The following is a 26,635-nucleotide window of genomic DNA, read 5'->3' on the forward strand; positions in this document are numbered from 1 at the left end:
CCCCTGCTCCTTCCGTTCCCCGTTCATCCCCGCCCCCCTTCGCCGGCCGCCGGCAGCCGGCACTCCAGGCGCAGGCCGTCGACCACCGGACGCGCGTCCAGGGTGCCGCCGAAGCCCTCGACCATGCCGCGGCTCATCGACAGCCCCAGGCCCAGGCCGTCCGGCTTGCTGCTGTAGAAGGGCGTGAACATGCGCTCCAGGGTCTGCTCGTCGGCCCCCGGGCCGTTGTCCTCCACCCACACGCACAGCCGCCCGTCCGCCTCCAGCGCCGAACCGATGGCGATGGCCGAAGGCGCGCCGGCGTGGCGCTCGCGGTTGGCCTCGATGGCGTTGCGCAGCAGGTTCAGCAGCACCTGCTGCAGCAACACCCGGTCGGCGTAGACCGGCGGCAGATTCTCCGCCAGCGCCTGGGCGATGGCTACCCCGCCCTGCCCCGCTTCCCAGGCGCACAGGCCCAGGGACTCGCGCACCAGTTCGTTGACGTCCAGCGCCTGCAGGCGGCGCTGGCCCTTGCGCAGGAAGGCGCGCAGGCGGCGGATGACTTCCGAGGCGTGGTTGGCGTGCTCGGTGATGCGCGCCAGGCCCTGGGCCACGCGCTGCGCCGCCTCCGGGTTGCTGCCCAGGGCCGCCAGGTAGCGCTGGCTGGCGCCGGCGTAGTTGACCACCGCGGCCAGCGGCTGGTTGATCTCGTGGGCGATGCCCGAGGCCAGCTCGCCGAGGGTGACCAGGCGCGCGCTGTGGGCCAGTTCGTCCTGGTGGCGACGCTGCTGGTTTTCGCGCAGTTCGCGCTCGGTCATGTCGCGGGCCACCAGCGAGTAGTAGCGCTCGCCGCCGGCCGCGCGGTGGCCCAGCAGCACCAGCGACACCGGCACCGGCGCACCGCCGCCCAGCGGCCGCAGCTGGCCTTCGGCGCGCCATACGCCCTGGCCGTCGGCAGCGTTCCAGCCCTCTGCCGCCAGGCGCCGCAGCAGGGCCTCGTCGAACAGCCCGTCGAGGCTCGCCGGCAGGCTTTCCTCGCCCAGCGCCAGCGCCTTGCGCGCCGCCGGGTTGGCATAGTTGGGGCGCCCGCCGGCGTCGACGAACAGCACCAGGTCGGCGTTGGCCTCCACCACCTCGGCCAGGCGCCGGCGGTTCTCCTCGGCGCGCACCCGCGCGGTGATGTCGCGGGATACGCTGACCACCTCCACCACCGCCCCGGTGTAGGTCTCGCGGATGGCGCGGCTGGCGGTCTCGAACCACAGGTAGTGGCCGTCGCGGTGGCGCAGGCGGTAGGTCAGGGTGGCGTAGCCGTCCTGCTCCAGGGCGTCGCGGGTATGCCGGGCCACGCGCTTGCGGTCATCCGGGTGCAGCAGCGGCAGCACCGACTGGCCGCGCATCTCCTCCGGCCAGTAGCCCAGCAGCGGCCAGGACGAGGGCGAGGCGTCGAGGATGACGCCGTCCAGGGTGCGCCGCGAGATCAGGTCGCTGGTGTTCTCGATGATCTGCCGGTACAGCCGCCGCGCCCGCGCCGCCTCGCGTTCGCCGGCGATCTGCGCGCTGGCCTCGCGGCCGCGCACCAGCACCTCGGCCTGGCCGGCGTCGGGGATGAAGCTCCAGAGGAAGTGCCGGCCGCCCTGCTCGCTGGGCGCGTCCTGTACTGCGCGGGCCTGGGCCAGGCAACTGCGCAGCAGCTCGCGATGGTTGCTCGGCAGCAGTTCGCGCACGTCCTCCAGGCCCAGCTCGGCGGCCAGGCGGCGCAGGGCCGGGTTGCCGTCCAGCAGGTGCCCGTCGCCATCCAGCAGCAACGCCGGCAGCGGCTCGGCGGCCAGCAGCGGCGCGCTGCGCCGAGCGCCCCCGGCCAGCGCGAGCACTTCGCCGAGCAGCTCGCCGATCCAGCCCAGCCAGGGCGCGGCCGCCTCCGGCGCCGCCAGCAGCAACAGGCCGGGTTCGCCGCCCAGCGCCAGGTTCAGCGCCAGGCCGTGGCTCCAGCCGGCGCGGCGCAGGCGCCCGCCCAGCCAGCCGGGCAACGCCAGCAGTTCGTCCAGGGGCATGTCGCGGCGCCCGGCGAAGGCGGCGTGCAGGGCCTCGTCGTTGGCCTGCAGCGGGTCGCCGGCGCCGGGTGGCAGGCGCTCGTCGCCCAGCGCCTCGTAGCTGCGCGAGCGCGGCCGCCAGGCCAGGTAAAGCGCACGCGCCAGGGGCGCGCGGGCACGGCACAGGGCGAGCAGCGCGTCGGCCTGGGCGGCCAGGGGCGCGGGCTCGCGGAGCAGGCGCACCAGGGTATTGAGTTCAGGCATGGAGGCGGTCCGGGTGCTTTTGTCTTTATCTAGTATTTATACCATAAGCATATGGTTGTACTTCCATAACAATCTCGGGATTGCTATAAATCGCCCCATCAGCCGCCCGACAAGCCTGCAGGCGGCCAAGAACAATGAGCTAACAATCAGCCACAGGGTATCTACATGTCGATCTTCGAACAGGGTCTCGCGCCTGCCCCGGTCAACCATACCGCGCTGACCCCGCTGAGTTTCATCGAACGCACCGCCAGCGTTTACCCCGACCGCACCGCCGTGATCCACGGCAGCCTGCGCCGCACCTGGCGCGAAACCTACCAGCGCTGCCGGCGCCTGGCCTCGGCCCTGGCCTGGCGCGGCATCGGCCGCGGCGACACGGTCGCGGTGATGCTGCCCAACACCCCGCAGATGCTCGAGGCGCACTTCGCCATCCCGATGATCGGCGCGGTGCTCAACACCCTCAACGTGCGCCTGGACGCCGAGGCCATCGCCTTCATGCTGCAGCATGGCGAGGCCAAGGTTCTGATCACAGACCGTGAGTTCCACGAGGTGATCCGCGCCGCCCTGGGCATGCTCGACCACCCGCCGCTGGTGATCGACGTCGACGACCCGGAATACGGCGAGGGCGAGCCAGTCAGCAGCCTGGACTACGAGGCCCTGCTGGCCGAGGGCGACCCCGAGTACGCCTGGGCCTGGCCGCGGGACGAGTGGGACGCCATCTCGCTGAACTACACCTCCGGCACCACCGGCAACCCCAAGGGCGTGGTCTACCACCACCGCGGCGCCTACCTGAACTCGCTGGGCAACCAGATGACCTGGTCCATGGGCCAGCACCCGGTGTACCTGTGGACCCTGCCGATGTTCCACTGCAACGGCTGGTGCTACCCCTGGACGGTCACCGCGCTGGCCGGCACCCACGTGTGCCTGCGCCGGGTGGACCCGCAGAAGATCCTCACCCTGATCCGCGAGCACCGCGTCAGCCACCTGTGCGGCGCGCCCATCGTGCTCAACGCGCTGATCAACATGCCCGACTCGGCCAAGGCCGCCATCGACCACCCGGTGCACGCCATGGTCGCCGGCGCCGCGCCGCCGGCCAAGGTGATAGGCGCAGTGGAGGAAATGGGCATCCACGTCACCCACGTCTACGGCCTCACCGAGGTCTACGGCCCGGTCACCGTGTGCGCCTGGCACGAGGAGTGGGACGCGCTGCCGCTGGACGAACGGGCGAAGATCAAGTCGCGCCAGGGCGTGCGCTACCCGACTCTGGAAGGGGTGATGGTCGCCGATCCCAAGACCCTGGAGCCGGTGCCGCGCGACGGCCAGAGCGTCGGCGAGATCTTCATGCGCGGCAACACCGTGATGAAGGGCTACCTGAAGAACCCCAGCGCCACCGAGGAAGCCTTCGCCGGCGGCTGGTTCCACACCGGCGACCTGGCCGTGTGGCACCCCGACGGCTACGTGGAGATCCGCGACCGGCTGAAGGACATCATCATCTCCGGCGGCGAGAACATCTCCACCATCGAGGTCGAGGGCGTGCTGTTCCGCCACCCGGCGGTGCTGGAGGCGGCCGTGGTGGCGCGCCCGGACGAGCGCTGGGGCGAGACGCCCTGCGCCTTCGTCACCCTCAAGACCGGCCATGCCGACACCACCGCCGAGCAGGTCATCGCCTTCTGCCGCGAACACCTGGCCGGCTTCAAGGTGCCCAGGACGGTGGTCTTCACCGAACTGCCGAAGACCTCCACCGGCAAGGTGCAGAAATTCGTCCTGCGCGACTGGGCCCACAAGCTCTGACGTCCCCTTCCCACTTGCGATAGCGCCCCGGCCTGGCCGGGGCGCCGAGGTACCCTCATGCCCGACTACAAGGCTCCGCTGCGCGACATGCGCTTCCTGCTCACCGACGTGTTCGACGCCCCGGCCCTCTGGCAGCGCCTGCCGGCCCTGGCCGAGCGCGTCGACGCCGACACCGCCGAGGCCATCCTCGAAGAGGCGGCGAAGCTCACTGGCGGCCTGCTCGCCCCGCTCAACCGCAGCGGCGACGAACAGGGCGCGCAATGGCGGGACGGCGCGGTCAGCACCCCGGCCGGCTTCCGCGAGGCCTACGCCACCTACGCCGAGGGCGGCTGGGTGGGCCTGGCCGGCAACCCCGGGTACGGCGGCATGGGCATGCCGAAGATGCTCTCGGTGCAGTTCGAGGAAATGGTCTACGCGGCCAACGCCAGCTTCGCCCTCTACTCCACCCTGTCCGCCGGCGCCTGCCTGGCGCTGGACGCCCACGCCAGCGAGGCACTGAAGCAGAAGTACCTGCCGGCCATGTACGAAGGCCGCTGGGCCGGCTCCATGTGCCTGACCGAGCCCCACGCCGGCACCGACCTCGGGCTGATCCGCACGAAAGCCGAGCCGCAGGCGGACGGCAGCTACGCCCTCAGCGGCACCAAGATCTTCATCACCGGCGGCGAACAGGACCTGACCGAAAACATCATCCACCTGGTGCTGGCCAAGCTGCCCGACGCGCCGGCGGGCTCGCGGGGTATCTCGCTGTTCCTGGTGCCCAAGGTGCTGGTGGGCGACGACGGCGCCCTCGGCGCGCGCAACGCCGTGAGCTGCGGCTCCATCGAGCACAAGATGGGCATCAAGGCCTCGGCCACCTGCGTGATGAACTTCGACGGCGCCACCGGCTGGCTGGTGGGCGAGCCGAACAAGGGCCTGGCGGCGATGTTCACCATGATGAACTACGAGCGCCTGTCCATCGGCATCCAGGGCATCGGCTGCGCCGAGATGTCCTACCAGGCGGCCCTCGGCTACGCCCGCGAACGCCTGCAGAGCCGCGCGCCGACCGGCCCGCAGCAGAAGGACAAGGCCGCCGACGCGATCATCAATCACCCGGACGTGCGGCGCATGTTGCTGACCATGAAGGCCCTGACCGAGGGCGGCCGCGCCTTCGCCACCTACCTGGGGCAGCAGCTGGACATCGCCAAGTACAGCGACGACACCACCGAGCGCAGCCGCGCCGAAGGCCTGGTGGCGCTGCTCACCCCGGTGGCCAAGGCGTTCTTCACCGACACCGGGCTGGAAAGCTGCGTGCACGGCCAGCAGGTGTTCGGCGGCCACGGCTACATCCGCGAATGGGGCCAGGAGCAACTGGTGCGCGACGTGCGCATCGCGCAGATCTACGAAGGCACCAACGGCATCCAGGCCCTGGACCTGGTCGGGCGCAAGGTGCTGGCCAACGGCGGCGAGCTGCTGGCGCTGTTCGCCGGGGAAATCCGCGCCTTCGCCGAAGCCGCCCCGGACGATGAATTCAGCGCCCCGCTGGTGGACGCCCTCGGCCAACTGGAAGCCCTGACCCGGCAACTGCAGGAGCGCGCAAGGCAAGACCCGCGCGAGCCGGGTGCTGCGGCGGTGGACTACCTGCACCTGTTCGGCTACACCGCCTACGCCTACATGTGGGCGCGCATGGCCCGTGCCGCCGCCGGCCAGGCCGACGACTTCCACAGCGCCAAGCTGGCCACGGCGCGTTTCTACTTCGCCCGCCTGCTGCCGCGCACCCAGTCCCTGGCCAGCGCCGTGCGCGCCGGCAGCGAAAGCCTCTACGCGCTGGAGGCCGGGCAGTTCTGATTCCCTGTTGAGCGTGTTGCGCGGCCAGCCCTTCGGGGGTGTGCCGCGCTTTTTTATTTCGTAGGAGCGAGCTTGTTCGCGAAGGGTGTTCTGTCGGTTGGGGGTGGTGCCTGTGCTGCAGAGCGCCCTCTCCCTAACCCTCTCCCTGAAGGGAGAGGGGACCGTTGGGCAGACGCTGATGTTCTGGAGTCAGCCGGACGTTGCGGCATCCGGTTGAAACCATCCTTGCAGCCGGCACGGACAAGCCCCCTCTCCCTTCAGGGAGAGGGCTGGGGAGAGGGGACGGCGTTCATCCCAAACACCGCTGCTATCGGCTGGCACCGTTCGCGAGCAAGCTCGCTCCTACAAGCCCCCCAGCCCCCCATTACCCCACCGCCCGGCGTAGAATGACCGTCCCAGCGACCCACCGACGCCCGCCATGCCCCTAGACGACCAGACGCTGCGCGACATCTCCCGCCTCACTCTGCAGCACTACCAGGACAGCGCCGAGGCCTTCCGCGAAGGCACCCGCGACCACGACGTCAGCCAGAACATCGCCGCCCTGCTGCGGCATATCCATGGCGAGGCGCCTTTCGCCCTGCTCGACTTCGGCTGCGGCCCCGGCCGCGACCTGAACACCTTCAAGGCCCTGGGCCACGCCCCGGTGGGCCTGGACGGCTGCCCGAACTTCGTCGAGATGGCCCGCCAGGCCAGCGGTTGCGAGGTGTGGCTGCAGGACTTCCTGGCGCTGGACCTGCCGGCGGCGCGCTTCGATGGCATCTATGCCAATGCCAGCCTGTTCCACGTGCCGCGCCAGGAACTGCCGCGGGTGCTGGGCGAGCTGCGTGCGGCGCTGAAGCCCGGCGGCGTGCTGTTCGCCTCGAACCCGCGCGGGGACAATGCCGAGGGCTGGAACGGCCCGCGCTACGGCGCCTACCACGATTGGGAACACTGGAAGCAGCTGCTCGAAGCGGCGGGCTTCGAGCAGTTGGAACACTACTACCGGCCCGCCGGGCTGCCGCGCGAGCAGCAGCCCTGGCTGGCCAGCGTGTGGCGCCGCGCCGAGCCCTAGTTGGCCTTGGCCGCCCAGGCGTTGAAGCGCAGCTCCAGCTCCTCGCCGTGGTCCACCCAGAAGGCGAAGTCCACCGGCACCGCCTGCTCCAGGTTGGCCGGCGCGGTGTTCAGGCGCTCCACCAGGGCCGGGTCGAGCAGCGCGGTGGTCTGCTTGTTGACCGAGCCGTAGCCCAGCTTCACGGTGTGGATCTTCTGCTGCTCGGGGCGCAGCGAGAAGGCGATGAAGTCCTCCGCCTCCTGCTTCTTCGGGCTGCCCTTGGGGATGGCCCAGGAATCGATGGCGTACAGGCTGCCGTTCCACACCACCTTCATCGGCGCGCCCTCCTCCTGGGCGGCGAACACCCGGCCGTTGTAGGCGGTGCTCATCACCACGTCGCCGCTGGCGAGGAACTGCATGGGCTGGGCGCCGGACTCCCACCACTGGATCGACGGCTTGATCTGGTCCAGCTTGCGGAAGGCGCGGTTCACACCCTCGGGGGTGGACAGCACCTTGTAGATGTCCTGCTTGGGCACGCCGTCGGCCAGCAGGGCGATCTCCAGGGTGTACTTGGCGCCCTTGCGCAGCGCGCGCTTGCCGGGGAATTTCTGCGTGTCCCAGAAGTCCGCCCAGCCGGTCGGCGCGGTGCTCAGGCGCTTGGCGTCGTAGGCCATGGCCATGGACCACACCAGCAGGCCGGCGCCGCAGTCGGACACGGTGCCCGGCACGTAGTCGGCGACATTGCCCAGGCGCGCCGGGTCCAGTTGTTCGAACAGGCCCTCGTCGCAGCCGCGCAGCAGTTCCGGGCCCTCGACCTGGACCACGTCCCAGTTGACGCTGTGGGTGTCGACCATGGCCTTGATCTTGCCCATCTCGCCGTTGTACTCGCCGGCGATCACCTTGTTGCCGGTGGCCTTCTCGAAGGGCTTGTAGAAGGCTTCGGTCTGCACGTCCTTGCTGGTACCGCCGAAGGAGATCACGCTCAGGTCGGCCGCCATGGCGCCGGACGCCAGGCCCATGAGCAGGGCCACCGCTATCGGGTTCTTCATTTCCACCTCTTGGCTTTGTTGTTGGCAGATTTCAAGCACGCTAGGCGCCCGGCCTCTGCGGGCCGGGACGCACGCAAAGGGATCAGCTGCGGTAGTCGGCCTCGCCGTCGGCGATCAGGCGCAGGGCCGACTCCCAGGCCAGCAGGTGCAGGCCGCCGGCCAGGGCTTCTTCCTCCTGCACGGCCACGCGCTCGCGCACGGCCTCCGGCGGGTAGCGCAACTGGCGGCCGCCGGCCAGGGCCTGGACCTGGGCCTGGCAGGCGCGCTCGAGGAAATAGATCTGGTTGAAGGCCTCGGCGATGCAGCGCCCAGCGGCCAGCAGGCCGTGGTTGCGCAGGATCATCGCCATGTTCGAACCCAGGTCGCGGACCAGCCGCGAGCGCTCGTCCGGGTCCAGGGCGATGCCTTCGTACTCGTGGTAGCCCAGGCGGTTGTGGAACTTCAGCGCGTGCTGGCTGATCGGCAGCAGGCCGTCCTCCTGGGCCGACACGGCGATGCCGGCGGCGGTGTGGGTGTGGATCACGCAGGCCACGTCCGGGCGCGCGGCGTGCACCGCCGAGTGGATGTTGAAGCCGGCGCGGTTGACGCTGTTCGGGCCGAAGCGCGGGTCGATGACGTCGCCGGCGTGGTCGACCTTGACCAGGTCCGAGGCGCGCATCTCGTGGAACATCACGCCGTAGCGGTTGATCAGGTAGTGGCCCGGCTCGCCCGGCACGCGGGCGGAGATGTGCGTGTCGATGTGGTCGGTCCAGCGGAAGTACGCAACCAGCCGGTACAGCGCGGCGAGGTCGCAGCGGGCCTGCCACTCTTCGGCGGAAATACTCGCGGGGTCGATGTTGTAAGCTGTGTCGCGCATGGCAAATCCTTGTTATCAGGCTCGCGCGGCGTAGGCGCCGCGTTCTGCCCCGGAGTGTGCGGCGCCCGCCGTGGCGCCGCCATGCACAGGGGCGATGGAGTGCCTGCAGTGCTGTTATGGTCGCGTGGCCTGTACAGTTTCCGTTTCCCCCTACCGGACGCTTCGATGCTGTTGCTCGACCCCACTTGCGAAACGCCCCTGGTCACCCAGATCGTCGAAGGCATCGCCCAGGCCATCGACGAGCAGCGCCTGCGCCCCGGCGCCAAGCTGCCCTCCATCCGCAGGTTCGCCCAGAGCCACGGGGTGAGCCATTTCACCGTGGTCGAGGCCTACGACCGCCTGGTGGCGCGCGGCTGCCTGAACGCCGTGCCCAACGCCGGCTTCTACGTACGCGGCCCGGCCAGCGAGGACGCCGCCGAGGCGCCCGCGCCGGAGTTCGACTTCGACGCCCACCTGCTGCTGCACAAGGTGTTCCAGCCCCTGGGCATGGAGCTGCGCCCCGGCGTCGGCCTGCTGCCCGAGCACTGGCTGGACGCCGAGGGCCTGCTGCGCGGCCTGCGCACCCTGGCCCGGGAAGAGCCGCGGCAATTCGGCAACTACGGCCACAGCAAGGGCAACCCGCGCCTGCGCGGCAAGCTCGCCGACCGCCTGGCCGACGCCGGGGTGGCCGCCAGCCCCGAGCAGGTCCTGCTGACCAGCGGCGCCAGCCAGGCGCTGGACCTGGCGGTGCGCTACCTGGTGCAGCGCGGCGACCCGGTGCTGGTGGACGAGCCCGGCTACCACAACCTGTTCCTCAACCTGCGCCTGCAGGGCGCGCAACTGCTGGGCGTGCCGCGCAGCGCCGACGGCCTGGACCTGGAGCGCCTGGAACAGCTGGTGCGCGAGTACCGGCCCAAGGTCTACTTCACCCAGGCGCGGCTGCAGAGCCCCACCGGCGCCAGCCTGTCGCTGGCCGCCAGCCACCGCCTGCTGCAGCTGGCGGAGAAGTACGACTTCCTGATCGTCGAGAACGACATCTACGCCGACCTCGACCCCGCCGGCCAGCTGCTGCTGGCCAACCTCGACCAGCTGGCGCGGGTGATCTACATCGGCAGCCTGTCCAAGGTCATAGCCCCGGCGCTGCGGGTGGGCTTCATCGCCGCCCACCCGGAGCTGATCGAGGAACTGGTGCCGCTGAAGATGGTCGCCGGCCTGACCAGCTCGGAACTCACCGAGACACTGGCCCTGGACATCCTCCTCCAGGGCCGCCAGCGCAAGCACGTGCGCCAGCTCCGCGAACAGCTCGGCGAGGCCCACGACAGCGTGGCCCGGCGCCTGGAGGCGGCCGGCCTGGAGCTGTTCCACGAACCGCGCGCCGGGCTGTTCCTCTGGGCCCGCCACCGCGCGGTGGCCGACGCCACCCTGCTCGCCGAACGGGCCAAGGAGGCGAAGATCCTGCTGTTCCCCGGACAGCTGTTCATGCCCGACGGCCGCACCGTGCCCTGGCTGCGCTTCAACGTCGCCCATTCGCTGGACGCGCGGCTGTACGACTTCCTCGCCCGCCAGGACGGCTCTTCGTAGGGCCTGCCCGCGAATCGCGCGCAGGGCGCGCACCTACAAGGTGACTCATTCGCGTCGATCCGGCGGATATCGCCAGGCGCCGCGCCAGCGCTTAGACTTGCCGCCCATCACGAACCAGCCAAGAGAACACCATGGGCGCCCAGTGGAAAGCCAAACATAAGGAAGCCGCCGCCAACGCCAAGGGCCGCGTCTTCGGCAAACTGTCGAAGGAAATCATGATCGCCGCGCGCAATGGCGCCGATCCGGACATGAACCCGAAACTGCGCCTGGTGGTCGAGCAGGCCAAGAAGGCCTCGATGCCGCGCGACACCCTGGAGCGCGCCATCAAGAAAGGTGCCGGCCTGCTCGACGGCGGCGCCAGCTTCGAGCGCGTGGTCTACGAAGGCTTCGCCCCGCACCGCGTGCCGGTCATCGTCGAATGCCTGACCGACAACGTGAACCGCACCGTGGCGGAAATCCGCGTGCTGTTCCGCAAGGGCCAGCTCGGCGCCTCCGGCTCGGTGGCCTGGGACTTCGACTACCTGGGCCTGGTCGAAGCGACCCCGGCCAGCAGTGACGCCGACCCGGAACTGGCCGCCATCGAGGCCGGCGCCCAGGACTTCGAGCCCGGCGAGGAAGACGGCGACACCCTGTTCCTCACCGACGCCACCGACCTGGACGCCGTCTGCCGCGCCCTGCCCGAGCACGGTTTCAGCGTCGTCTCGGCCAGGCTCGGCTACAAGGCGAAGAACCCGGTGAGCCTGTCCGGCGCGGAACTGGAGGAAGTCGAAGCCTTCCTCGACGCCCTGGACGGCAACGACGACGTGCAGAACCTGTACGTCGGCCTGGCCTGACTCCACGCGCCGGGTCCCCAGGGGCGTAGGGCGTATAACCGTTCGCGGTTATACGCCGTTTCACCTTTTTCATCGCCAACGCCATGGCTGAGCCAGGCGCTCCCACCCAGAATGCCCAGGCTCGCCCCCGAGCGGGGTTCGACCAAGGCCAAACGGCGGATAACGCGGAGCGTTATTCGCCCTACGCTCCCCGCCCCATCAGCACCGCCTGGCTCGCCTCGGCCTTCTCGCGGAGGAAGTCCCAGGTGGTGCGCATCCGCGCGATGTCCTTGAGCTCCGTGGGCATCAGCATCCAGAAGGTCCGCACGAACTCGATCTCGCCCGGCAGCACCGACTGCAGCGTCGGGTCCTCCGCCGCGGCGAACGCCGGCAGGATGGCCAGGCCGGCGCCCTCGGCCACCGCGCGCTGCTGGGCCAGGATGCTGGTGCAACGCAGGGCCATGTGCAGCGGCCGGCCGATCTCGTCCAGGTACTGCAATTCCTTGCTGTACAGCAGGTCGTCGACGTAGCCCACCAGTGCGTGCTTGCGCAGGTCGTCGCGGCTGCGGATGGGGCCGCGCTCGGCCAGGTAGTCCCTGGCCGCATACAGGCGCAGCACGTAGTCGGTCAGCCGGGTGATCAGGTAGGGCCCGCGGCCGGGGCGCTCCAGGGTGATGACGATGTCCGCCTCGTGGCGCGACAGCTGCAGCGCCCGCGGCACCGCCAGCAGGTCCACGCCCAGGTGCGGGTGGCGGCGGTTCAGCTCCACCAGCTGCGAGGTCAGCAGGGTCGAGCCATAGCCCTCGGTGGCGCCGATGCGCACCTTGCCCGAGAGGTTGTCCTCCGCCCCGGCCAGGCGCTTCTCGATCACCTTGCAGGCGCTTTCCATGGCCTCGGCCTGCGGCAACAGCCCGTGCCCGGCCTCGGTCAGGCGGTAGCCGGAAGGTTCGCGCACCAGCAGCTGCGCGCCGATGCTCTTTTCCAGCGCCTGCAGGCGCCGCGCCACCGTGGTGTGGTCCACGCCCAGGCGCCGCGCGGCCACGGTGAGCTTGCCGGCGCGGGAGAGTTCGAGGAAGAAACGCAGGTTGTCCCAGTCCATCGCCGGCTCCAATTGTGCAAAAACGCAGAGCATGCTTGCACATCACCGCATTGAATTCATCAAAAATGCACTGCTAGGATCAACCCAACCTCCTTGAGGCTCGCCCCAAGGCCCATAACAACAAACCGCCGCAGGCTGGGAGTTCCGATGAGTACCACCAATGCTGCCGTTCCCACGGTCAAACTCTTCATCGACGGCAAGCCCGTCGAATCCACCAGCAGCGAATGGCGCGAGGTGATCAACCCCGCCACCCAGGAAGTCCTGGCGCGCGTGCCCTTCGCCACCAGCGATGAAGTCGAGCGCGCCGTGGCCAGCGCCAAGGCCGCGTTCAAGACCTGGAAGAAAACCCCGATCGGCGCCCGCGCACGCATCTTCCTCAAGTACCAGCAGCTGATCCGCGAGAACATGAAGGAACTGGCGGCCATCCTCACCGCCGAACAGGGCAAGACCCTGCCCGACGCCGAAGGCGACGTGTTCCGCGGCCTGGAGGTGGTCGAGCACGCCGCGGCCATCGGCAACCTGCAGCTGGGCGAACTGGCCAACAACGTGGCCGGCGGCGTCGACACCTTCACCCTGCTGCAGCCACTGGGCGTGTGCGCCGGCATCACTCCGTTCAACTTCCCGGCGATGATCCCGCTGTGGATGTTCCCGATGGCCATCGCCACCGGCAACACCTTCGTCCTCAAGCCCTCCGAGCAGGACCCGATGGTGACCATGCGCCTGGTCGAGCTGGCCCATGAAGCCGGCATCCCGCCGGGCGTGCTGAACGTGATCCACGGCGGCCCCGACGTGGTCAACGCCATCTGCGACCACCCGGACATCAAGGCCGTGTCCTTCGTCGGTTCCACCCGCGTCGGCACCCACGTCTACAACCGCTCTTCGCTGGCCGGCAAGCGCGTGCAGTGCATGATGGGCGCCAAGAACCACGCCGTGATCCTGCCCGACGCCAACAAGGACCAGACCCTCAACGCCATCGCCGGCTCGGCCTTCGGCGCCGCCGGGCAGCGCTGCATGGCAGTGTCCGTGGCGATCCTGGTGGGCGAGGCCAACGAGTGGATCCCGGACCTGGTGGCCAAGGCCAAGACCCTCAAGGTCAGCGGCGGCACCGAGGCCAACACCGACGTCGGCCCGCTGGTCTCCTGCGCCGCCCTGGACCGCGTCAGCGGCCTGATCGAGCGCGGCATCCAGGAAGGCGCCAAGCTGGAGCTGGACGGCCGCAACCCGCAGGTGGCCGGCTATGAGAAAGGCAACTTCGTCGCCCCGACCCTCTTCTCCGGCGTCACCGCGCAGATGAGCATCTACCGCGAGGAAATCTTCGGCCCGGTGCTCTGCGTGGTCTCGGTGAAGACCCTCGACGAGGCCATCGAGCTGATCAACGCCAACCCCAACGGCAACGGCACCGCCATCTTCACCCGCTCCGGCGCCGCCGCGCGGCACTTCAAGGAAGAGATCGACGTCGGCCAGGTGGGCGTCAACGTGCCCATCCCGGTGCCGGTGCCGCTGTTCTCCTTCACCGGCTCGCGCGGCTCCAAGCTGGGCGACCTGGGCCCCTACGGCAAGCAGGTGGTGCAGTTCTACACCCAGACCAAGACGGTGACCGAACGCTGGTTCGACGAGAACGAAGTGGGCGGCGCGGTGAACACCACCATCCACCTCAAGTAACCCCCGCAAACCCGCCCGCGCGCCCCGCCGGCCAGGCCCCGCAGCAGGAAGCTCCGGGGCCGCAGGCCACGCGCGGCGCGGGCCCTGCTCCCGACAACGACAACAAGGGGAAACCCCATGCGCATCGGCTTCATCGGACTCGGCAACATGGGCGGCCCCATGGCCGCCAACCTGCTCAAGGCCGGCTTCGACCTGAGCGTCTTCGACCTCTCCGCCGCCGCCGTGCAGGCCGCCGTGGCCCAGGGCGCCAAGGCCGTGGCCTCGCCGGCGGAACTGGCCGGCGCCGACGTGGAGGTGATCATCACCATGCTGCCGGCGGCGGCCCACGTGAAGCAGGTCTACCTCGGCGCCGACGGCCTGCTGGCGAAAGTGCAGCCGGGCGTGCTGCTGATCGACTCCTCCACCATCGACCCGCACAGCGCCCGCGAGGTCTCGGCGGCGGCCCAGGCCCACGGCAACCCGATGCTCGACGCGCCGGTCTCCGGCGGCACCGCCGGCGCCGCGGCCGGTACCCTGACCTTCATGGTCGGCGGCGAGGCAGCCGACTTCGAGCACGCCAGGCCGGTATTGGCGGCCATGGGCAAGAACATCGTGCACTGCGGCGGCGCCGGCAACGGCCAGGTGGCCAAGGTGGCGAACAACCTGCTGCTGGGCATCAGCATGATAGGCGTGGCCGAGGCCATGTCCCTGGGCGTGAAGCTGGGCATGGACGCGGAGGTGCTGGCCGGCATCATCAACACCTCCAGCGGCCGCTGCTGGAGCTCGGAGGTGAACAACCCCCTCACCGGCGCGCCGGCGGCCCGCGGCTACAGCGGCGGCTTCGGCACCGACCTGATGCTCAAGGACCTGGGCCTGGCCAGCGAGGCCGCGCGCCAGGTACGTCAGCCGGTGCTGCTCGGCGCGCTGGCGCAGCAGCTGTTCCAGGCCTTCAGCAACCAGGGTAATGGCCAGCTGGACTTTTCGGCGATCGTGAAGCTGTATCAGGAGGGGTGAGGCCAACCGCTCTCGTAGGAGCGAGTAAGCTCGCGAATGGAGTCAACCGGCGGTAGTGGTGCTTTGGGTTGACTCCGTACCCTCTCCCCAGCCCTCGGCTGTGCGCCCCGCCCTGAAGGGAGAGGGGTTGTCCGTGCCGGCTGAAAGCATGGCTTCAGCCGGACGCCGTAGTATCCAGCTAACTCCGAAATACCCGAACACTCCGAACAGTCCCCTCTCCCTTCAGGGAGAGGGTTAGGGAGAGGGCGCTCTTCAGCACAGGCACCGCCCCAGCCGGCAAGCACCGTTCGCGAGCAAGCTCGCTCCTACAAAAGCTCCACTCCCCTCCCGCACTCTGCGAAATTTCATACCCCAGCTTTCCATTGAGCCCCTACAAACCCCGCCGGTAGGCTCTGCCCGTCACGGTCACTGCCGTGACACGGGTGTAGCAACCTGTAGAGTCAGAGCGCGGTAGCCCCTTGCCTTCCCATGCACGGTGCTTTTCCCGCCAGCCCCTCAAGGGCACTCATGGCGGGCCGCTCGGGGCAGGCTTCGGCCTGGCCGGCTCTCTGGCTCCGGTTTGCTACCCCCGCGCGGCCCGCCTCCCTTTCCGGGGGCGGTTCCTCACCCACTCGAGGAGCAATGGGCATGCCACTTCCGGCCAACCGCGTGCATCGCCCTGCTGCCTCTCACCCGGAGGCAGACGATGCCTGACATGATCCCCCTCACCACCCTCTCCCAACCCCACGAGGACGTTCTCTACGTCAACCTCCAGGCCCCGGTCGAGCACCTGATGGGCACCGCCGAGCGCCGCCTGGAATCCCTCAGCGTGCTGCTGCGCCTGCTGGAGGACAGCGCCGACGAAATGCCCATGCCTGCCGGGGTGGCGCGCCTGTCCGCCAGCCTCGCGCCGCTGCTGGAGGAAGCGCGGCAACTGTACGACCTGGCGGAGCGCAAGGCCCGGCAGGAGCAGGCCGGCGCCTGAGCCCCCGGCGGAGGGCGCCGCGTCCTCCGCCTACCCCGCGCCACCAGGCGGGCATCTCGGCTATGATGCGCGCTCCCCCGTGTACCCGCCTGGAAGCCCCCGCATGATCCTCCGCCCGCAAACCCCGACGCTCTGGGTGCTGCTGTTCTCCCTCAAGGGTTCGATCATCCCGGCCATCTGGCGCAAGGTGCTCTACACGGTGCTGCTCAGCTCGCTGGTGGTGGCCACCCACGGCACCCTCTACCACTACAAGGTGGTGATCACCTCCACGCCCTTCACCCTCTGGGGCCTGACCCTGGCGATCTTCCTGGGCTTCCGCAACAACGTGGCCTACCAGCGCTTCTGGGAGGCACGCACGCTCTGGGGCGAGCTGCTGATCGTCTCGCGCAACCTGGCGCGGCAGAGCCTGTCGCTGCTGCCCGGCCTGGACGACGCCGGGCGCCGCCTGCTGGCCCAGCGCCTGGCCGCCTTCGCCTACGTGCTGCGCGACCAGTTGCGCGAGCGTCCGCAGAGCGAGGACGCCCGCCGCCTGCTCGGCAGCGAACTGGCCGACGCCCTGGCCCGCACGCCCGGCCCGGCCAACGCCCTGCTCGCCCGCCTGGGCCGCGACTTCGCCGAGGCAGGCCGGCGCGCCGGCGCCAACGACATGCTGCAGGCCAACATCGACCAGCAGGTCAGCCGCCTGTCCTACGTGCTCGGCGGCTGCGAGCGGATCAAGGGCACGCCCATCCCCTACCCCTACATCCTCATGCTGCACCGCATCGTCCACGTGTACTGCTTCCTGCTGCCGTTCTGCCTGGTCGACAGCATCGGCTGGTTCACCCCGCTGGCGGTGTGCGTGCTGGCCTACACCTTCTTCGGCCTGGACGCCCTGGGCGACCAGATCGCCGACCCGTTCGACACCCAGCCCAACGACCTGCCGCTGGACGCCATGAGCCGGCAGCTGGAGATCGCCGTCATGGAGATCCTCGGCGAGGCCGAGCTGCCGGCGCCGCTGGAGCCGGTCGACGGCCTGCTGCTCTGACCTTCGAGGAACCACCCATGAACCACCTGCAAGACGTCCCCCTGGCCAAGGCCTACCTGCTGCTCAACCACGGCCCCTCCACCCTGGTCACCAGCGAGCACGAGGGCGTGGCCAACGTGATGGCGGCGGCCTGGGTGATGCCGCTGGACTTCGACCCGCCCAAGCTGCTGCTGGTGCTGGACCGCAACACCTGGTCGCGGCACCTGGTGGAAGGCGCCGGCGCCTTCGTCATCCAGCTGCCGTCGCGGCGCCAGGCCGAACTGACCCTGGCGGTGGGCTCCAGCAACGGCGGCGAGCTGGACAAGTTCGCCCGCTTCGACATCGCCACCGCCCGCGCCCGCCAGGTGCAGGCGCCGATCGTCGAAGGCTGCCTGGCCTACCTGGAATGCAAGGTGATCGCCGAGCCGCACAACCAGGAGAAGTACGACCTGTTCATCGCCGAGGTGGTGGCGGCCTATGCGGACGAGCGGGTGTTCTCGAAGGGGCGCTGGCATTTCCCCGACGAGGAATCGCGGACCATTCATTACCAGGCCGGCGGGGCTTTCTTTGCGACAGGGGAGGCTTTTCAGGTGGTCAAGGCTGAGGCTTGAAGCAAGAGCCCCTCTCCCCAGCCCTCTCCCTGAAGGGAGAGGGGACTATCCTCTGCCAATCGAAGCATCAGCGCACGCCTGCCTCTTCAGGCTGACACCTGACTACCCGTACATGCCGAACGGCCTCCTCTCCCTCTGGGAGAGGGCTGGGGTGAGGGCAAGCGCGCTCAAACCCCACACCCCGGCTATCCCCGCACCACCCCCGAAACCACCCGCCCCCGCAAACTCACCCAACACCCCGGCGCCCCATCCCCCACGCTCATCGCCAGGTCGTGCAGCCGCGCCACCGCCGCCACCAGGCTCAGCCCCAGGCCGTTGCCCGGCGTGTGGCGGCTGCGCTCGGAGCGGTAGAAGCGCCGCAGCACCGCCTCGCGCTCGTGCTCCGGAATCCCCGGCCCGTCGTCGCGCACCTGCACCTCCACCCACTCCTCGCCCGCTTCCACCCGCACCTCGACGCGCCCCTCGGCCGGGGTGAACTTCAGGGCGTTGTCCACCAGGTTGCTCAGGGCATCGAACAGCAGGTGCGCGTCGCCCTGCAGCCAGGCCGGCTGCACCGGGCCGCTGTAGCTCAGGTGCAGGCCGCGCTCCTCGGCCAGGGGCTCGAACAGCTCGACCACGTCGGCCGCCACCTGGGTCAGGTCCACCGCGACGAAGCCGGTGCGCCGCGCGCTGTCCTCGATCTCGGAGATGCGCAGCAGCGCGCGGAAGGTCAGCAGCAGGCCGTGGGCGTCCTCGATGGCCTGGTCGATGGCGGCGGCGTACTCCTGCTGGCTGCAGTCGCGCCGCTGGGCGCGCTCAAGCCCGGCCAGCAGGCGGGTGAGCGGCGTGCGCAGGTCGTGGGCGACGTCGTCGCAGACACCCTTCACCTCGTGCATCAGCCGCTCGATCTCGTCGAGCATGCGGTTCACCACCACCGCCAGGCGGTCGACGTCGTCGGAGCTGCCGCGCACCGGCAGGCGCTCGCTGAGGTCACCCTTGACGATGCGCTCGATGGCCCCGGTCACCGCGTCCAGGCGCTGCTGCGAGGTGCGCCCGGCGATGATCGCGCCGGCCAGGCCGAGGATGAGGATCAGCACCCCGCCGGAAGCCATGGCGCTGACCAGCAGCTCGTCGAACTCCAGCAGGTCCTGGATGTCCTGGCCGATCACCAGCACCTCGCCCGAGGGCATGCGGTGGACGATGCCGCGCACGCGCCGCTCGCCGCCGGAGAGGCTGCGCCGGCTGAACTCGATGGGCGTGTCCAGCACCTGGGTCGGCGGCTGCTCGGCGAGGGTACCGGCCAGGCGCCGGCCGCTGGCGTCGAACAGCGCCTGGGGGAAGTGCTGCTCGGGGTCCTTGGCGGCGTGCTCCTGCACCTCGCGCAGCAGCTCGGGCAGCTCCAGGCCGGCGCGGTTGTGGACCTGCCGCGTCAGGTTGGCCTGCACCTCGGCGCGCAGGTAGCCGGCGGTGCGCCAGTACACGTAGCCGAACAGCGCCAGCGAGGCCACGCCGAACAGCAGCAGGAACAACAGCGCCACGCGGAAGCTGGTGGTGCGCGGAATCTCACTCAGGCGCCCGGAGAACATAGCCCGCCCCCCGCACGGTGTGGATCATCGGCGGCTCGCCGTCCACGTCGACCTTGCGCCGCAGGCGGCCGATGTGCACCTCGATGACATTGGTGCGCTCGTCGTAGCGGTAGTTCCACACCGCCTCGAAGAGCATGGTGCGGGTGACGATCTGCCCGGCGTGGCGCGCCAGGTATTCCAGCAGCTGGTACTCGCGCGGCACCAGGTCGATCTGCCGCTCGCCGCGGCGTACCGAGCGGCGCAGCAGGTCGATGTCCAGGTTGCCGATGCGCAGCCGGCTGTCGCGCGCCTCGCCGCCACGCGCGGCCCGGCGGGTCAGGGCGTCCAGGCGGGCGGTCAGCTCGATGAACTCGAAGGGCTTGGTCAGGTAGTCGTCGCCGCCGGCGCGCAGGCCGCGCACGCGCTCGTCGAGGTCGGACAAGGCGCTGAGGATCAGCACCGGCGTCTCCACCCCGGCCGAGCGCAGCGCGGTGAGCATGGCCAGGCCGTCCATGCCGCCGGGCAGCATGCGGTCCAGGACGATCACCGCGAAGCTCTCGCTCAGGGCCCGCACCAGGCCGTCGCGGCCGTTGCCGACCAGGCTGACCTGGTAGCCGTGGTCGTGCAGCGCGGCGCCGATCTCGGCGGCGGTGGCGGGGTCGTCTTCGACGACGAGAACCTGGGTCATGGGCAGCGGTCCGTGGCGGCGGCGGGAAGTGTCCGGCAGTATATTTCGCCAGGTGCGGGCGAACGCCAGCCTCGCGCCAAGATGAACAAAAGTTTAGGTGCGCCCTTGAGAATCCTGGTCATCGAAGACGAACCGCAGGCCGCCGGCTACCTGGTGCGCGGCCTGCGCGAGAGCGGGCACATAGTCGACGCCGCGAGCGATGGCGTCCACGGCCTGGACCTGGCCCTGGAAAACCTCTACGACGCCCTGGTGCTGGACCGCCGCCTGCCCGGCCTGGACGGCCTGGAGCTGGTGCGCCGGCTGCGCGCCGCGGGCTCCGACACGCCGGTGCTGATGCTCAGCGCCCTGGCCTCCACCCACCACCGCGTCGAGGGCCTGCAGGCCGGCTGCGACGACTACCTGGCCAAGCCCTACGCCTTCGTCGAGGTGCACGCGCGCCTGGCCGCGCTGCTGCGCCGCCCCGGCCGCCAGCTGCTCGGCGCGCGCCTGCAGGTCGGCGACCTGCTGCTGGACTGCGAGGGCCGCGTGGCCCAGCGCCAGGGCCGCAGCATGGTGCTGCAGCAGCGCGAATTCCTGATCCTGGAAAAACTCATGCGCCACGCCGACCAGGTGGTGACCCGCGGCATGCTGCTGGAAAGCGCCTGGGACTACGACTTCGACCCGCGCGACAACGTCATCGACAAGCACATCCACCGCCTGCGGCAAAAGGTCGACCAGGGCTTCGAGCACCCGCTGATCCACACCGTGCCGGGCGCCGGCTACATGCTCAGCGAGACGCCGCCGGAATAGGGGTAGCTGCGCGTCGGATTCACCGTCCGTAGGGCGAATAACCGTTCGCGGTTATCCGCCATCGGGGCCACCGGGGCGCCCAGCGTGGCCGGAGAATCCAATCGCGGACGGAGTCCGCTCCTACGACCGTGTCTCCTGGAACCGTAGGAGCGGACCTTGTCCGCGATAGCCGGGCGTCCCGGCGCGTTTCGCGGATGAGATCCGCGCCTACGGGTTGCCTCACGCGCCGAGCCCCTGTAGGAGCGCGCCCTGCGCGCGAAATCGCGGGCAGGGCCCGCTCCTACGGGGTTCCAAGGCTGGGGCAAGCCAATCCCCCTACCCCACCTAAACTTTTGTTCAGCTTGGGAAGAACCGCCCGGTAGCTGCCTGGCGCTAGGCTCGTCCTCCACAGCAGCCCGCAGCGCGCGGGACGCAGAAGGACGCACCCCATGCCCCCATCCACCGCCGGCGCCCTGCCCCGGCTGGCCGCCGCCCTCTCCCTGGCCCTGCTCGGGGCCTGTTCGCTGGTGCCTCAGTACCAGCGGCCCGGCGTCGCCGTCGCCAGCTACTGGGACAACGCCGCCGCCCCTGGTGCCCAGGTGCCGCAACAGTGGTGGAAGGACTACGCCAGCGCCGAGCTGGACCAGCTGATCCAGCGCGCCGGCAGCGACAGCCTGAGCCTGCAGGCGGCCATCGCGCGGGTCGACCAGGCCCGGGCCAATGCCCGCGTTGCCGGGGCCGCGCTCTACCCGGACCTGAGCCTGGGCGGCAGCTACGTCCACGACCATGACAGCAGCAAGAACGCCCACGACCTCTACGCCCAGGCCAGCTACGAGCTGGACTTCTGGGGCCGCAACCGCGCCCTGGCCGATTCCGCGACCGCGCAGGCCCAGGCCACGGCCTACGACCTGGAGACGGTGCGCATAGGCCTGCAGGCGGACATCGCCGACGCCTACTTCCAGGTGCTCTCGCTGGACGAGCGCCTGGCCGTGGCCCAGCGCATCGCCAGCGACGCCGAGAACATCCTGCAACTGGTGCAGACGCAGTCGCGCCTGGGCTCTTCCTCGGACCTCGAGGTGGAACAGCAGCGCAACGCCCTGCAGAACTTCCAGGCCAACGTCAGCGTCCTGGCCCAGCAGCGCGATGCCTCGCTCTACCAGTTGGCGGTACTGGTGGGCGCCGCACCCGAAGGCTTCGCCCTGCAGCACCGCGGCCTGGACGGCATCCAGCTGCCCGAGGCGCGCGCCGGGCTGCCGGCCAGCCTGCTGGGCCAGCGCCCGGACATCCAGGCCGCCGAGGCGCGGCTGGTGGCGGCCAACTTCGACGTCGGCGCGGCGCGGGCGGCCTTCCTGCCGAACATTTCCCTGGGCGCCCTCGCCGGCAGCGACGTGCACACTGGCGGCGGGCTCTGGCAACTGGCCGCCAGCCTCGGCCAGCCGCTGTTCGACGGCGGCCTGCTGGAGGGCCAGCTGCAGGCCGACCGCGCCCATGCCCGCGAGCTGGTCGCCGACTACCGGCAGAACGTGCTCCAGGCCCTGCAGGACGTGGAGACGCAGCTCAGCGCCAACGCCCGCCTGGCGCAGACCCAACGCCTCGACCAGGCCGCCGTGGACTCGGCGCGCAAGGCCGCCGACCTGGCCCAGGTGCGCTACCGCCTGGGCAGCACCGACTTCCTCACCCTGCTGACCGTGCAACGCACCCTGTACCAGGCCGAAGACAGCCTGTTGCAGGTGCGCCTGCAACGCCTGCAGGCCTCCGTAGGGCTGAACCGCGCCCTCGGCGGCGGCTTCCAGGCACCGCAGGCCCAGTTGGCCAGCAACCCACCTCCCGCACAGGCGACCCGACCGTGAGCCCGTCCCCCGCTTCCTCCCAGCGCCGCTACTGGCGCCTGGCATTCCTCTTCCTGGCCGTGGCGCTGGCCGCCTTCGCCTGGCGCCATTTCGACGCCGCCAAGACGGCCAGGCCAGCCGAGGCGCCGGTGCCGGTCAGCCTGGGCGTGGCCGACCAGCGCGACCTGCCGATCTGGCTGCAGACCATCGGCACGGTGCAGGCGCTGAACGCGGTGGACATCAAGGTGCGGGTGGATGGCGAGCTGCAGCAGTTGCACTTCCAGGAGGGCCAGATGGTCAAGGCCGGGCAGTTGCTCGCCGAGATCGACCCGCGCCCCTATGCCGCCCAGGTGCTGCAGGCCAAGGCCAACAAGGCGCGCGACGAGGCGCAGCTGGCGGTGGCCAGGGTCAACCTCGAGCGCGCCGGCAAACTGGCCGCCGCCCATGCCGGGCCGAGCCAGGACGTGGACACCCTGCGCGGCCAGGTGGCCACCCTGCAGGCCACGATCCAGGCCGACCAGGCGGCGCTGGACACCGCCCAGCTGCAACTCGGCTACACCCGCATCGCCGCGCCCTTCGCCGGGCGCACCGGGCAGCGCCTGGTGGACGCCGGCAGCATCGTCCACGCCGGCGACAACACTGGCCTGCTGACCCTCACCCAGATGGCGCCCATCTCCCTGGCCTTCAGCCTGCCCCAGGAGGACCTGGCCGAAGTGCTGCAGGCCAGCGCCGGGCAGGCGCTGCAGGTCGAGGCGCTGAGCCGCGACGGCCGCCAGCACATCGCCACGGGCCGGCTGAGCTTCATCGACAGCCAGGTCTCCACCGGCAACGGGCAGATCCTGTTCAAGGCCGACTTCGACAACGCCGACGGCAAGCTCTGGCCCGGCGAGCTGCTCAGCGTGCGCCTGCTGCTGCGCACCGAGAAGGCCGCCACCGTGGTGCCAGCCAGCGCCGTGCAGCAGGGGCCGCAGGGCAGCTTCGTGTACGTGGTCGGGCGCGACCAGCAGGCCCAGGTGCGCGAGGTGAAGGCCGGCACCGTGGTCGACGGCCTGCAGTGGATCCACCAGGGCCTGGCGCCCGGCGAGACCGTGGTCACCGGCGGCCAGTACCGCCTGGCTCCGGGGCTGAAGGTCGCGGCCCTGGCCGACGCCCGCCAGACCGCCAGCGCGGAGCAGCGGCCATGACGCTCTCCGAGCCCTTCATCCGCCGCCGGGTGGCCACCACCCTGCTGGCCCTGGGCGTGCTGCTGCTCGGTGGCGCCGCCTACTTCCTGCTGCCGGTGGCGCCGCTGCCGCAGGTGGACATGCCGACCATCCAGGTGCAGGCCACCCTGCCCGGGGCCAGCGCCGAGACCATGGCCTCGTCGGTGGCCACACCGCTGGAGCGGGCCTTCGCCAGCGTCCCCGGGGTCACCCAGATGACCTCCTCCAGCTCGCTGGGGCTGACGCAGATCACCCTGCAGTTCGACCTGGAGCGCAACATCGACGGCGCCGCCCAGGACGTGCAGACGGCGATCAACGCCGCCGGCGGCAACCTGCCGAAGAACCTGCCGGCGCCGCCGACCTTCCACAAGGTCAACCCGGCGGAGTTCACCTTCCTGTCCCTGGCCCTGACCTCGCCGACCCGCACCCTGCCGGAGCTGGACCACTACGCCGACGACTACCTCGGCCAGCAGCTGTCACAGATCCCCGGCGTCGGCCTGGTGGACTTCCACGGCGAGCAGCGCCCGGCGGTGCGCGTGCGCATCGACCCCGACGCCCTGGCCGCCCGCGGCCTGACCCTGGACGACGTGCGCGGCGTGCTGGGCAGCGCCACGGTGGACGCGCCCAAGGGCAACCTCGACGGCGCCGAGCGGGCCATCACCCTGGACACCACCGACCAGCTCACCCGCGCCGCGCAGTACGGTTCGCTGGTGATCGCCTACCGCAACGGCGTGCCGATCCGCATCAGCGACCTGGGCACGGTGATCGACGGCGCCGAGGACGTGCGCCAGGCCGCCGGCCTGCAGGGCCAGCCGACGGTGATCGTCGACATCCACAAGCAGCCCGGCTACAACGTGCTGGCGGTGACCCAGGCGATCAAGGACCGCCTGCCCTCGCTGCTGCTGCAGCTGCCGCGCGACGTGCAGGTGCACCTGGTGGGCGACCGCACCCAGACCATCAACGCCTCCATCGACGAGGTGCAGTTCAACCTGCTGCTGTCCATCGCCCTGGTGGTGGCTGTGGTCTTCGTGTTCCTGCGCAACGTCAGCGCCACGGTGATCCCGGCGCTGACCATCCCGCTGTCGCTGGTGGCCACCTTCGCGGTGATGTACGTGCTGGGCTACAGCCTGGACAACCTGTCGATCATGGCCCTGAGCATCGCCGTGGGCTTCGTGGTGGACGACGCCATCGTGGTCATGGAGAACATCATCCGCCACCTGGAGATGCACAAGCCGCCGCTGCAGGCGGCCATCGAGGGCACCGCCGAGGTGGCCTTCACCATCGTTTCCATGACCGTTTCGCTGGTGGCGGTGTTCATCCCCATCCTGTTCATGGGCGGGGTGATCGGCCGCCTGCTGCGCGAGTTCGCGGTGACCGTGAGCGTGGCGGTGGTGATGTCCGGGGTGGTCTCGCTGACGGTCACGCCGATGCTCTGCGCCTGGTTCATCCGCCACGACCTGCACGGCGTGCAGAACCGCTTCCTGCAGTGGAGCGAGCGCACCTTCGAGGCCCTGCTCGACGGCTACCGGCGCAGCCTGCGGCGGGTGCTGCGGCACGAGCGCCTGACCCTGGCCGTGGCCCTGCTCACCCTGCTGGTCACCGCCGTGCTCTACGTCGAGGTGCCCAAGGGCTTCTTCCCGCAGCAGGACACCGGGGTGATCATGGGCGTGGCCGAGGCCAACGCGGACGTTTCCTTCGCCGCCATGCGCGAACGCATGGCCGCGCTCAGCGAGGTGATCCGGCGCGACCCGGACGTGGCCAACGTCTACTACTGGATCGGCCCCAACCCCACCCTCAGCCAGGGCCGGGTGATGATCAACCTCAAGCCCTACGAGCAGCGCGCGGCCAAGGCCGACCAGGTGGTGGCGCGGCTCAAGCGCGAGCTGGCCGCGGTGCCGGGCATCGCCCTGTACATGCAGGTGCGCCAGGACGTACAGATCGGCGGGCGGCCGAGCAAGACGCAGTTCCAGTACACCCTGCAGGACCCGGACAGCCACGAGCTGGACCACTGGGCCGGCGTGCTGCTGGCGCGCCTGAAGCAGTTGCCGCAGCTGCGCGACGTGGCCACCGACCAGCAGCAGGCGGCGCCACGCGCCACCCTGCACATCGACCGCGACAGCGCCGCGCGCCTGGGCGTGAACGTGCAGGCCATCGACGACGTGCTCTACGACGCCTTCGGCCAGCGCCAGGTGGCGACCCTGTTCACCGCGCTGGACCAGTACCACGTGATCCTCGAGCTGGACCCGCGCTGGCAGGTTTCAGAGGAAAGCCTCAGGCACCTCTATGCGCGCTCCAGCCTGACCGGCGACCTGGTGCCGCTGAGCGTGCTCGGCCGCCTGGAGCCGGACCTGGCGCCCATCACCATCAACCACCAGGGGCTGTTCCCGGCGGTCACCCTGTCGTTCAACCTGGCGCCGGGCTACGCGCTGGGCGATGCGGTGAGCGCCATCAACCAGGCCACCCGCCAGGCCGGCCTGCCGGACAGCGTCAGCGGCACCTTCCAGGGCACCGCCCAGGCCTTCCAGGATTCGCTGCGCAGCCAGCCGTGGCTGATCCTGGCAGCGGTGGTGACGGTGTACATCGTCCTCGGCGTGCTCTACGAGAGCCCGCTGCTGCCGCTGTCGATCCTCTCCACCCTGCCCTCGGCCGGCCTCGGCGCGCTGCTGGCCCTGCTGCTGTGCGGCCAGGACCTGTCGCTGATGGGGATGATCGGCATCATCCTGCTGATCGGCATCGTCAAGAAGAACGCCATCATGATGATCGACTTCGCCCTGGTGGCCGAACGCGGCGGCATGACGCCGGAACAGGCGACCATAGAGGGCAGCACCCTGCGCTTCCGGCCGATCCTCATGACCACCCTGGCAGCGCTGTTCGGCGCCCTGCCGCTGGCCCTGGGCACCGGCTCCGGCGCCGAGCTGCGCCAGCCGCTGGGCATCGCCATCGTCGGCGGCCTGCTGGTGTCGCAGGTGCTGACGCTGTACACCACGCCGGTGATCTACCTGTGGTTCTCGCGCCTGGCCGCCGGCTTCCGCGCCTGGCGCCAGGCCCGCGGCGGCCTGCTGGCGCCGCAGCAGCGCTGA

The 26,635-nt window shown here is 70.2% G+C and carries 20 protein-coding genes; 14 read left to right on the plus strand and 6 right to left on the minus strand.

The window, feature by feature from the left end:
• Nucleotides 1-23: 23 nt before the first annotated feature.
• Nucleotides 24-2,273: a PAS domain-containing sensor histidine kinase gene (locus tag VV867_RS08495; RefSeq protein ID WP_328566102.1), complete on the minus strand. Its 2,250-nt coding sequence runs from the start codon at nucleotides 2,271-2,273 to the stop codon at nucleotides 24-26.
• Between the two features lie 165 nt (nucleotides 2,274-2,438).
• Between VV867_RS08495 and VV867_RS08500 the strand changes: the two genes are divergently transcribed.
• The 3 genes from VV867_RS08500 (at nucleotide 2,439) to VV867_RS08510 (ending at nucleotide 6,936) form a co-directional block, all read left to right on the plus strand.
• Nucleotides 2,439-4,061 carry an acyl-CoA synthetase gene (locus tag VV867_RS08500; RefSeq protein WP_109936987.1) on the plus strand — a complete coding sequence of 541 codons (1,623 nt, stop codon included), beginning with the start codon at nucleotides 2,439-2,441 and terminating at the stop codon, nucleotides 4,059-4,061.
• Nucleotides 4,062-4,118: 57 nt separating this feature from the next.
• Entirely contained in the window at nucleotides 4,119-5,885 is a 1,767-nt protein-coding gene (locus tag VV867_RS08505) for an acyl-CoA dehydrogenase C-terminal domain-containing protein (RefSeq protein ID WP_328566103.1), read from the plus strand.
• Between the two features lie 418 nt (nucleotides 5,886-6,303).
• Nucleotides 6,304-6,936, plus strand: coding sequence for a class I SAM-dependent DNA methyltransferase (locus VV867_RS08510; protein WP_275629982.1), 633 nt, complete (start codon nucleotides 6,304-6,306; stop codon nucleotides 6,934-6,936).
• Here the strand turns inward: VV867_RS08510 and VV867_RS08515 are convergent.
• Nucleotides 6,933-7,964 carry an ABC transporter substrate-binding protein gene (locus tag VV867_RS08515; protein ID WP_328566104.1) on the minus strand — a complete coding sequence of 344 codons (1,032 nt, stop codon included), beginning with the start codon at nucleotides 7,962-7,964 and terminating at the stop codon, nucleotides 6,933-6,935. The genes VV867_RS08510 and VV867_RS08515 overlap by 4 nt on opposite strands.
• Before the next feature lie 82 nt (nucleotides 7,965-8,046).
• Entirely contained in the window at nucleotides 8,047-8,820 is a 774-nt protein-coding gene (locus tag VV867_RS08520; RefSeq protein WP_328566105.1) for a class II aldolase/adducin family protein, read from the minus strand.
• A gap of 165 nt (nucleotides 8,821-8,985) precedes the next feature.
• Here VV867_RS08520 and VV867_RS08525 point away from each other — a divergent pair, with 165 nt between their 5' ends.
• Nucleotides 8,986-10,380 carry an aminotransferase-like domain-containing protein gene (locus VV867_RS08525; RefSeq protein ID WP_109936983.1) on the plus strand — a complete coding sequence of 465 codons (1,395 nt, stop codon included), beginning with the start codon at nucleotides 8,986-8,988 and terminating at the stop codon, nucleotides 10,378-10,380.
• Between the two features lie 131 nt (nucleotides 10,381-10,511).
• A complete protein-coding gene (locus VV867_RS08530; RefSeq protein ID WP_275629981.1) occupies nucleotides 10,512-11,213 on the plus strand; it encodes a YebC/PmpR family DNA-binding transcriptional regulator in 702 nt (233 codons plus the stop codon).
• A gap of 181 nt (nucleotides 11,214-11,394) precedes the next feature.
• Here the strand turns inward: VV867_RS08530 and VV867_RS08535 are convergent, their stop codons facing one another.
• The gene (locus tag VV867_RS08535; protein ID WP_328566106.1) at nucleotides 11,395-12,291 is read right to left on the minus strand and encodes a LysR family transcriptional regulator; all 897 of its coding nucleotides are present in this window, start codon (nucleotides 12,289-12,291) and stop codon (nucleotides 11,395-11,397) included.
• Between the two features lie 147 nt (nucleotides 12,292-12,438).
• Here VV867_RS08535 and VV867_RS08540 point away from each other — a divergent pair, with 147 nt between their 5' ends.
• From VV867_RS08540 to VV867_RS08560, 5 genes are all read left to right on the plus strand, one after another.
• Nucleotides 12,439-13,953, plus strand: coding sequence for a CoA-acylating methylmalonate-semialdehyde dehydrogenase (locus VV867_RS08540; RefSeq protein ID WP_109937288.1), 1,515 nt, complete (start codon nucleotides 12,439-12,441; stop codon nucleotides 13,951-13,953).
• A gap of 117 nt (nucleotides 13,954-14,070) precedes the next feature.
• Nucleotides 14,071-14,946 carry a 3-hydroxyisobutyrate dehydrogenase gene (gene mmsB, locus VV867_RS08545; protein ID WP_328566107.1) on the plus strand — a complete coding sequence of 292 codons (876 nt, stop codon included), beginning with the start codon at nucleotides 14,071-14,073 and terminating at the stop codon, nucleotides 14,944-14,946.
• Nucleotides 14,947-15,631: 685 nt separating this feature from the next.
• The gene (locus VV867_RS08550) at nucleotides 15,632-15,910 is read left to right on the plus strand and encodes a hypothetical protein (protein ID WP_109935385.1); all 279 of its coding nucleotides are present in this window, start codon (nucleotides 15,632-15,634) and stop codon (nucleotides 15,908-15,910) included.
• A 103-nt stretch (nucleotides 15,911-16,013) separates the two neighbouring features.
• Complete coding sequence (locus VV867_RS08555) at nucleotides 16,014-16,934, plus strand: bestrophin family protein (RefSeq protein WP_109935384.1); 921 nt, start codon at nucleotides 16,014-16,016, stop codon at nucleotides 16,932-16,934.
• Nucleotides 16,935-16,951: 17 nt separating this feature from the next.
• Complete coding sequence (locus VV867_RS08560; protein ID WP_109935383.1) at nucleotides 16,952-17,524, plus strand: flavin reductase family protein; 573 nt, start codon at nucleotides 16,952-16,954, stop codon at nucleotides 17,522-17,524.
• Between the two features lie 185 nt (nucleotides 17,525-17,709).
• Here VV867_RS08560 and VV867_RS08565 read toward each other — a convergent pair whose 3' ends face one another.
• Both VV867_RS08565 and VV867_RS08570 read right to left on the minus strand, forming a co-directional pair.
• On the minus strand, nucleotides 17,710-19,089 hold the full coding sequence (locus VV867_RS08565; RefSeq protein WP_328566108.1) for a sensor histidine kinase: 1,380 nt from the start codon (nucleotides 19,087-19,089) through the stop codon (nucleotides 17,710-17,712).
• On the minus strand, nucleotides 19,067-19,756 hold the full coding sequence (locus tag VV867_RS08570) for a response regulator transcription factor (protein ID WP_089391332.1): 690 nt from the start codon (nucleotides 19,754-19,756) through the stop codon (nucleotides 19,067-19,069). Before VV867_RS08570 ends, VV867_RS08565 begins: the two co-directional genes overlap by 23 nt.
• 105 nt (nucleotides 19,757-19,861) lie before the next feature.
• On the opposite strand from VV867_RS08570, the gene VV867_RS08575 reads away from it, so the two are divergent.
• From VV867_RS08575 to VV867_RS08590, 4 genes are all read left to right on the plus strand, one after another.
• Entirely contained in the window at nucleotides 19,862-20,545 is a 684-nt protein-coding gene (locus VV867_RS08575) for a response regulator transcription factor (RefSeq protein ID WP_275629975.1), read from the plus strand.
• Nucleotides 20,546-20,973: 428 nt separating this feature from the next.
• Nucleotides 20,974-22,374: an efflux transporter outer membrane subunit gene (locus VV867_RS08580; RefSeq protein WP_328566109.1), complete on the plus strand. Its 1,401-nt coding sequence runs from the start codon at nucleotides 20,974-20,976 to the stop codon at nucleotides 22,372-22,374.
• Nucleotides 22,371-23,537, plus strand: coding sequence for an efflux RND transporter periplasmic adaptor subunit (locus VV867_RS08585; protein ID WP_328566110.1), 1,167 nt, complete (start codon nucleotides 22,371-22,373; stop codon nucleotides 23,535-23,537). Before VV867_RS08580 ends, VV867_RS08585 begins: the two co-directional genes overlap by 4 nt.
• On the plus strand, nucleotides 23,534-26,635 hold the full coding sequence (locus tag VV867_RS08590) for an efflux RND transporter permease subunit (RefSeq protein ID WP_109932295.1): 3,102 nt from the start codon (nucleotides 23,534-23,536) through the stop codon (nucleotides 26,633-26,635). The genes VV867_RS08585 and VV867_RS08590 overlap by 4 nt, the downstream gene beginning before the upstream one ends.

The organism is Pseudomonas sp. JH-2 (assembly GCF_036231725.1).
GTDB lineage: Bacteria > Pseudomonadota > Gammaproteobacteria > Pseudomonadales > Pseudomonadaceae > Pseudomonas > Pseudomonas delhiensis.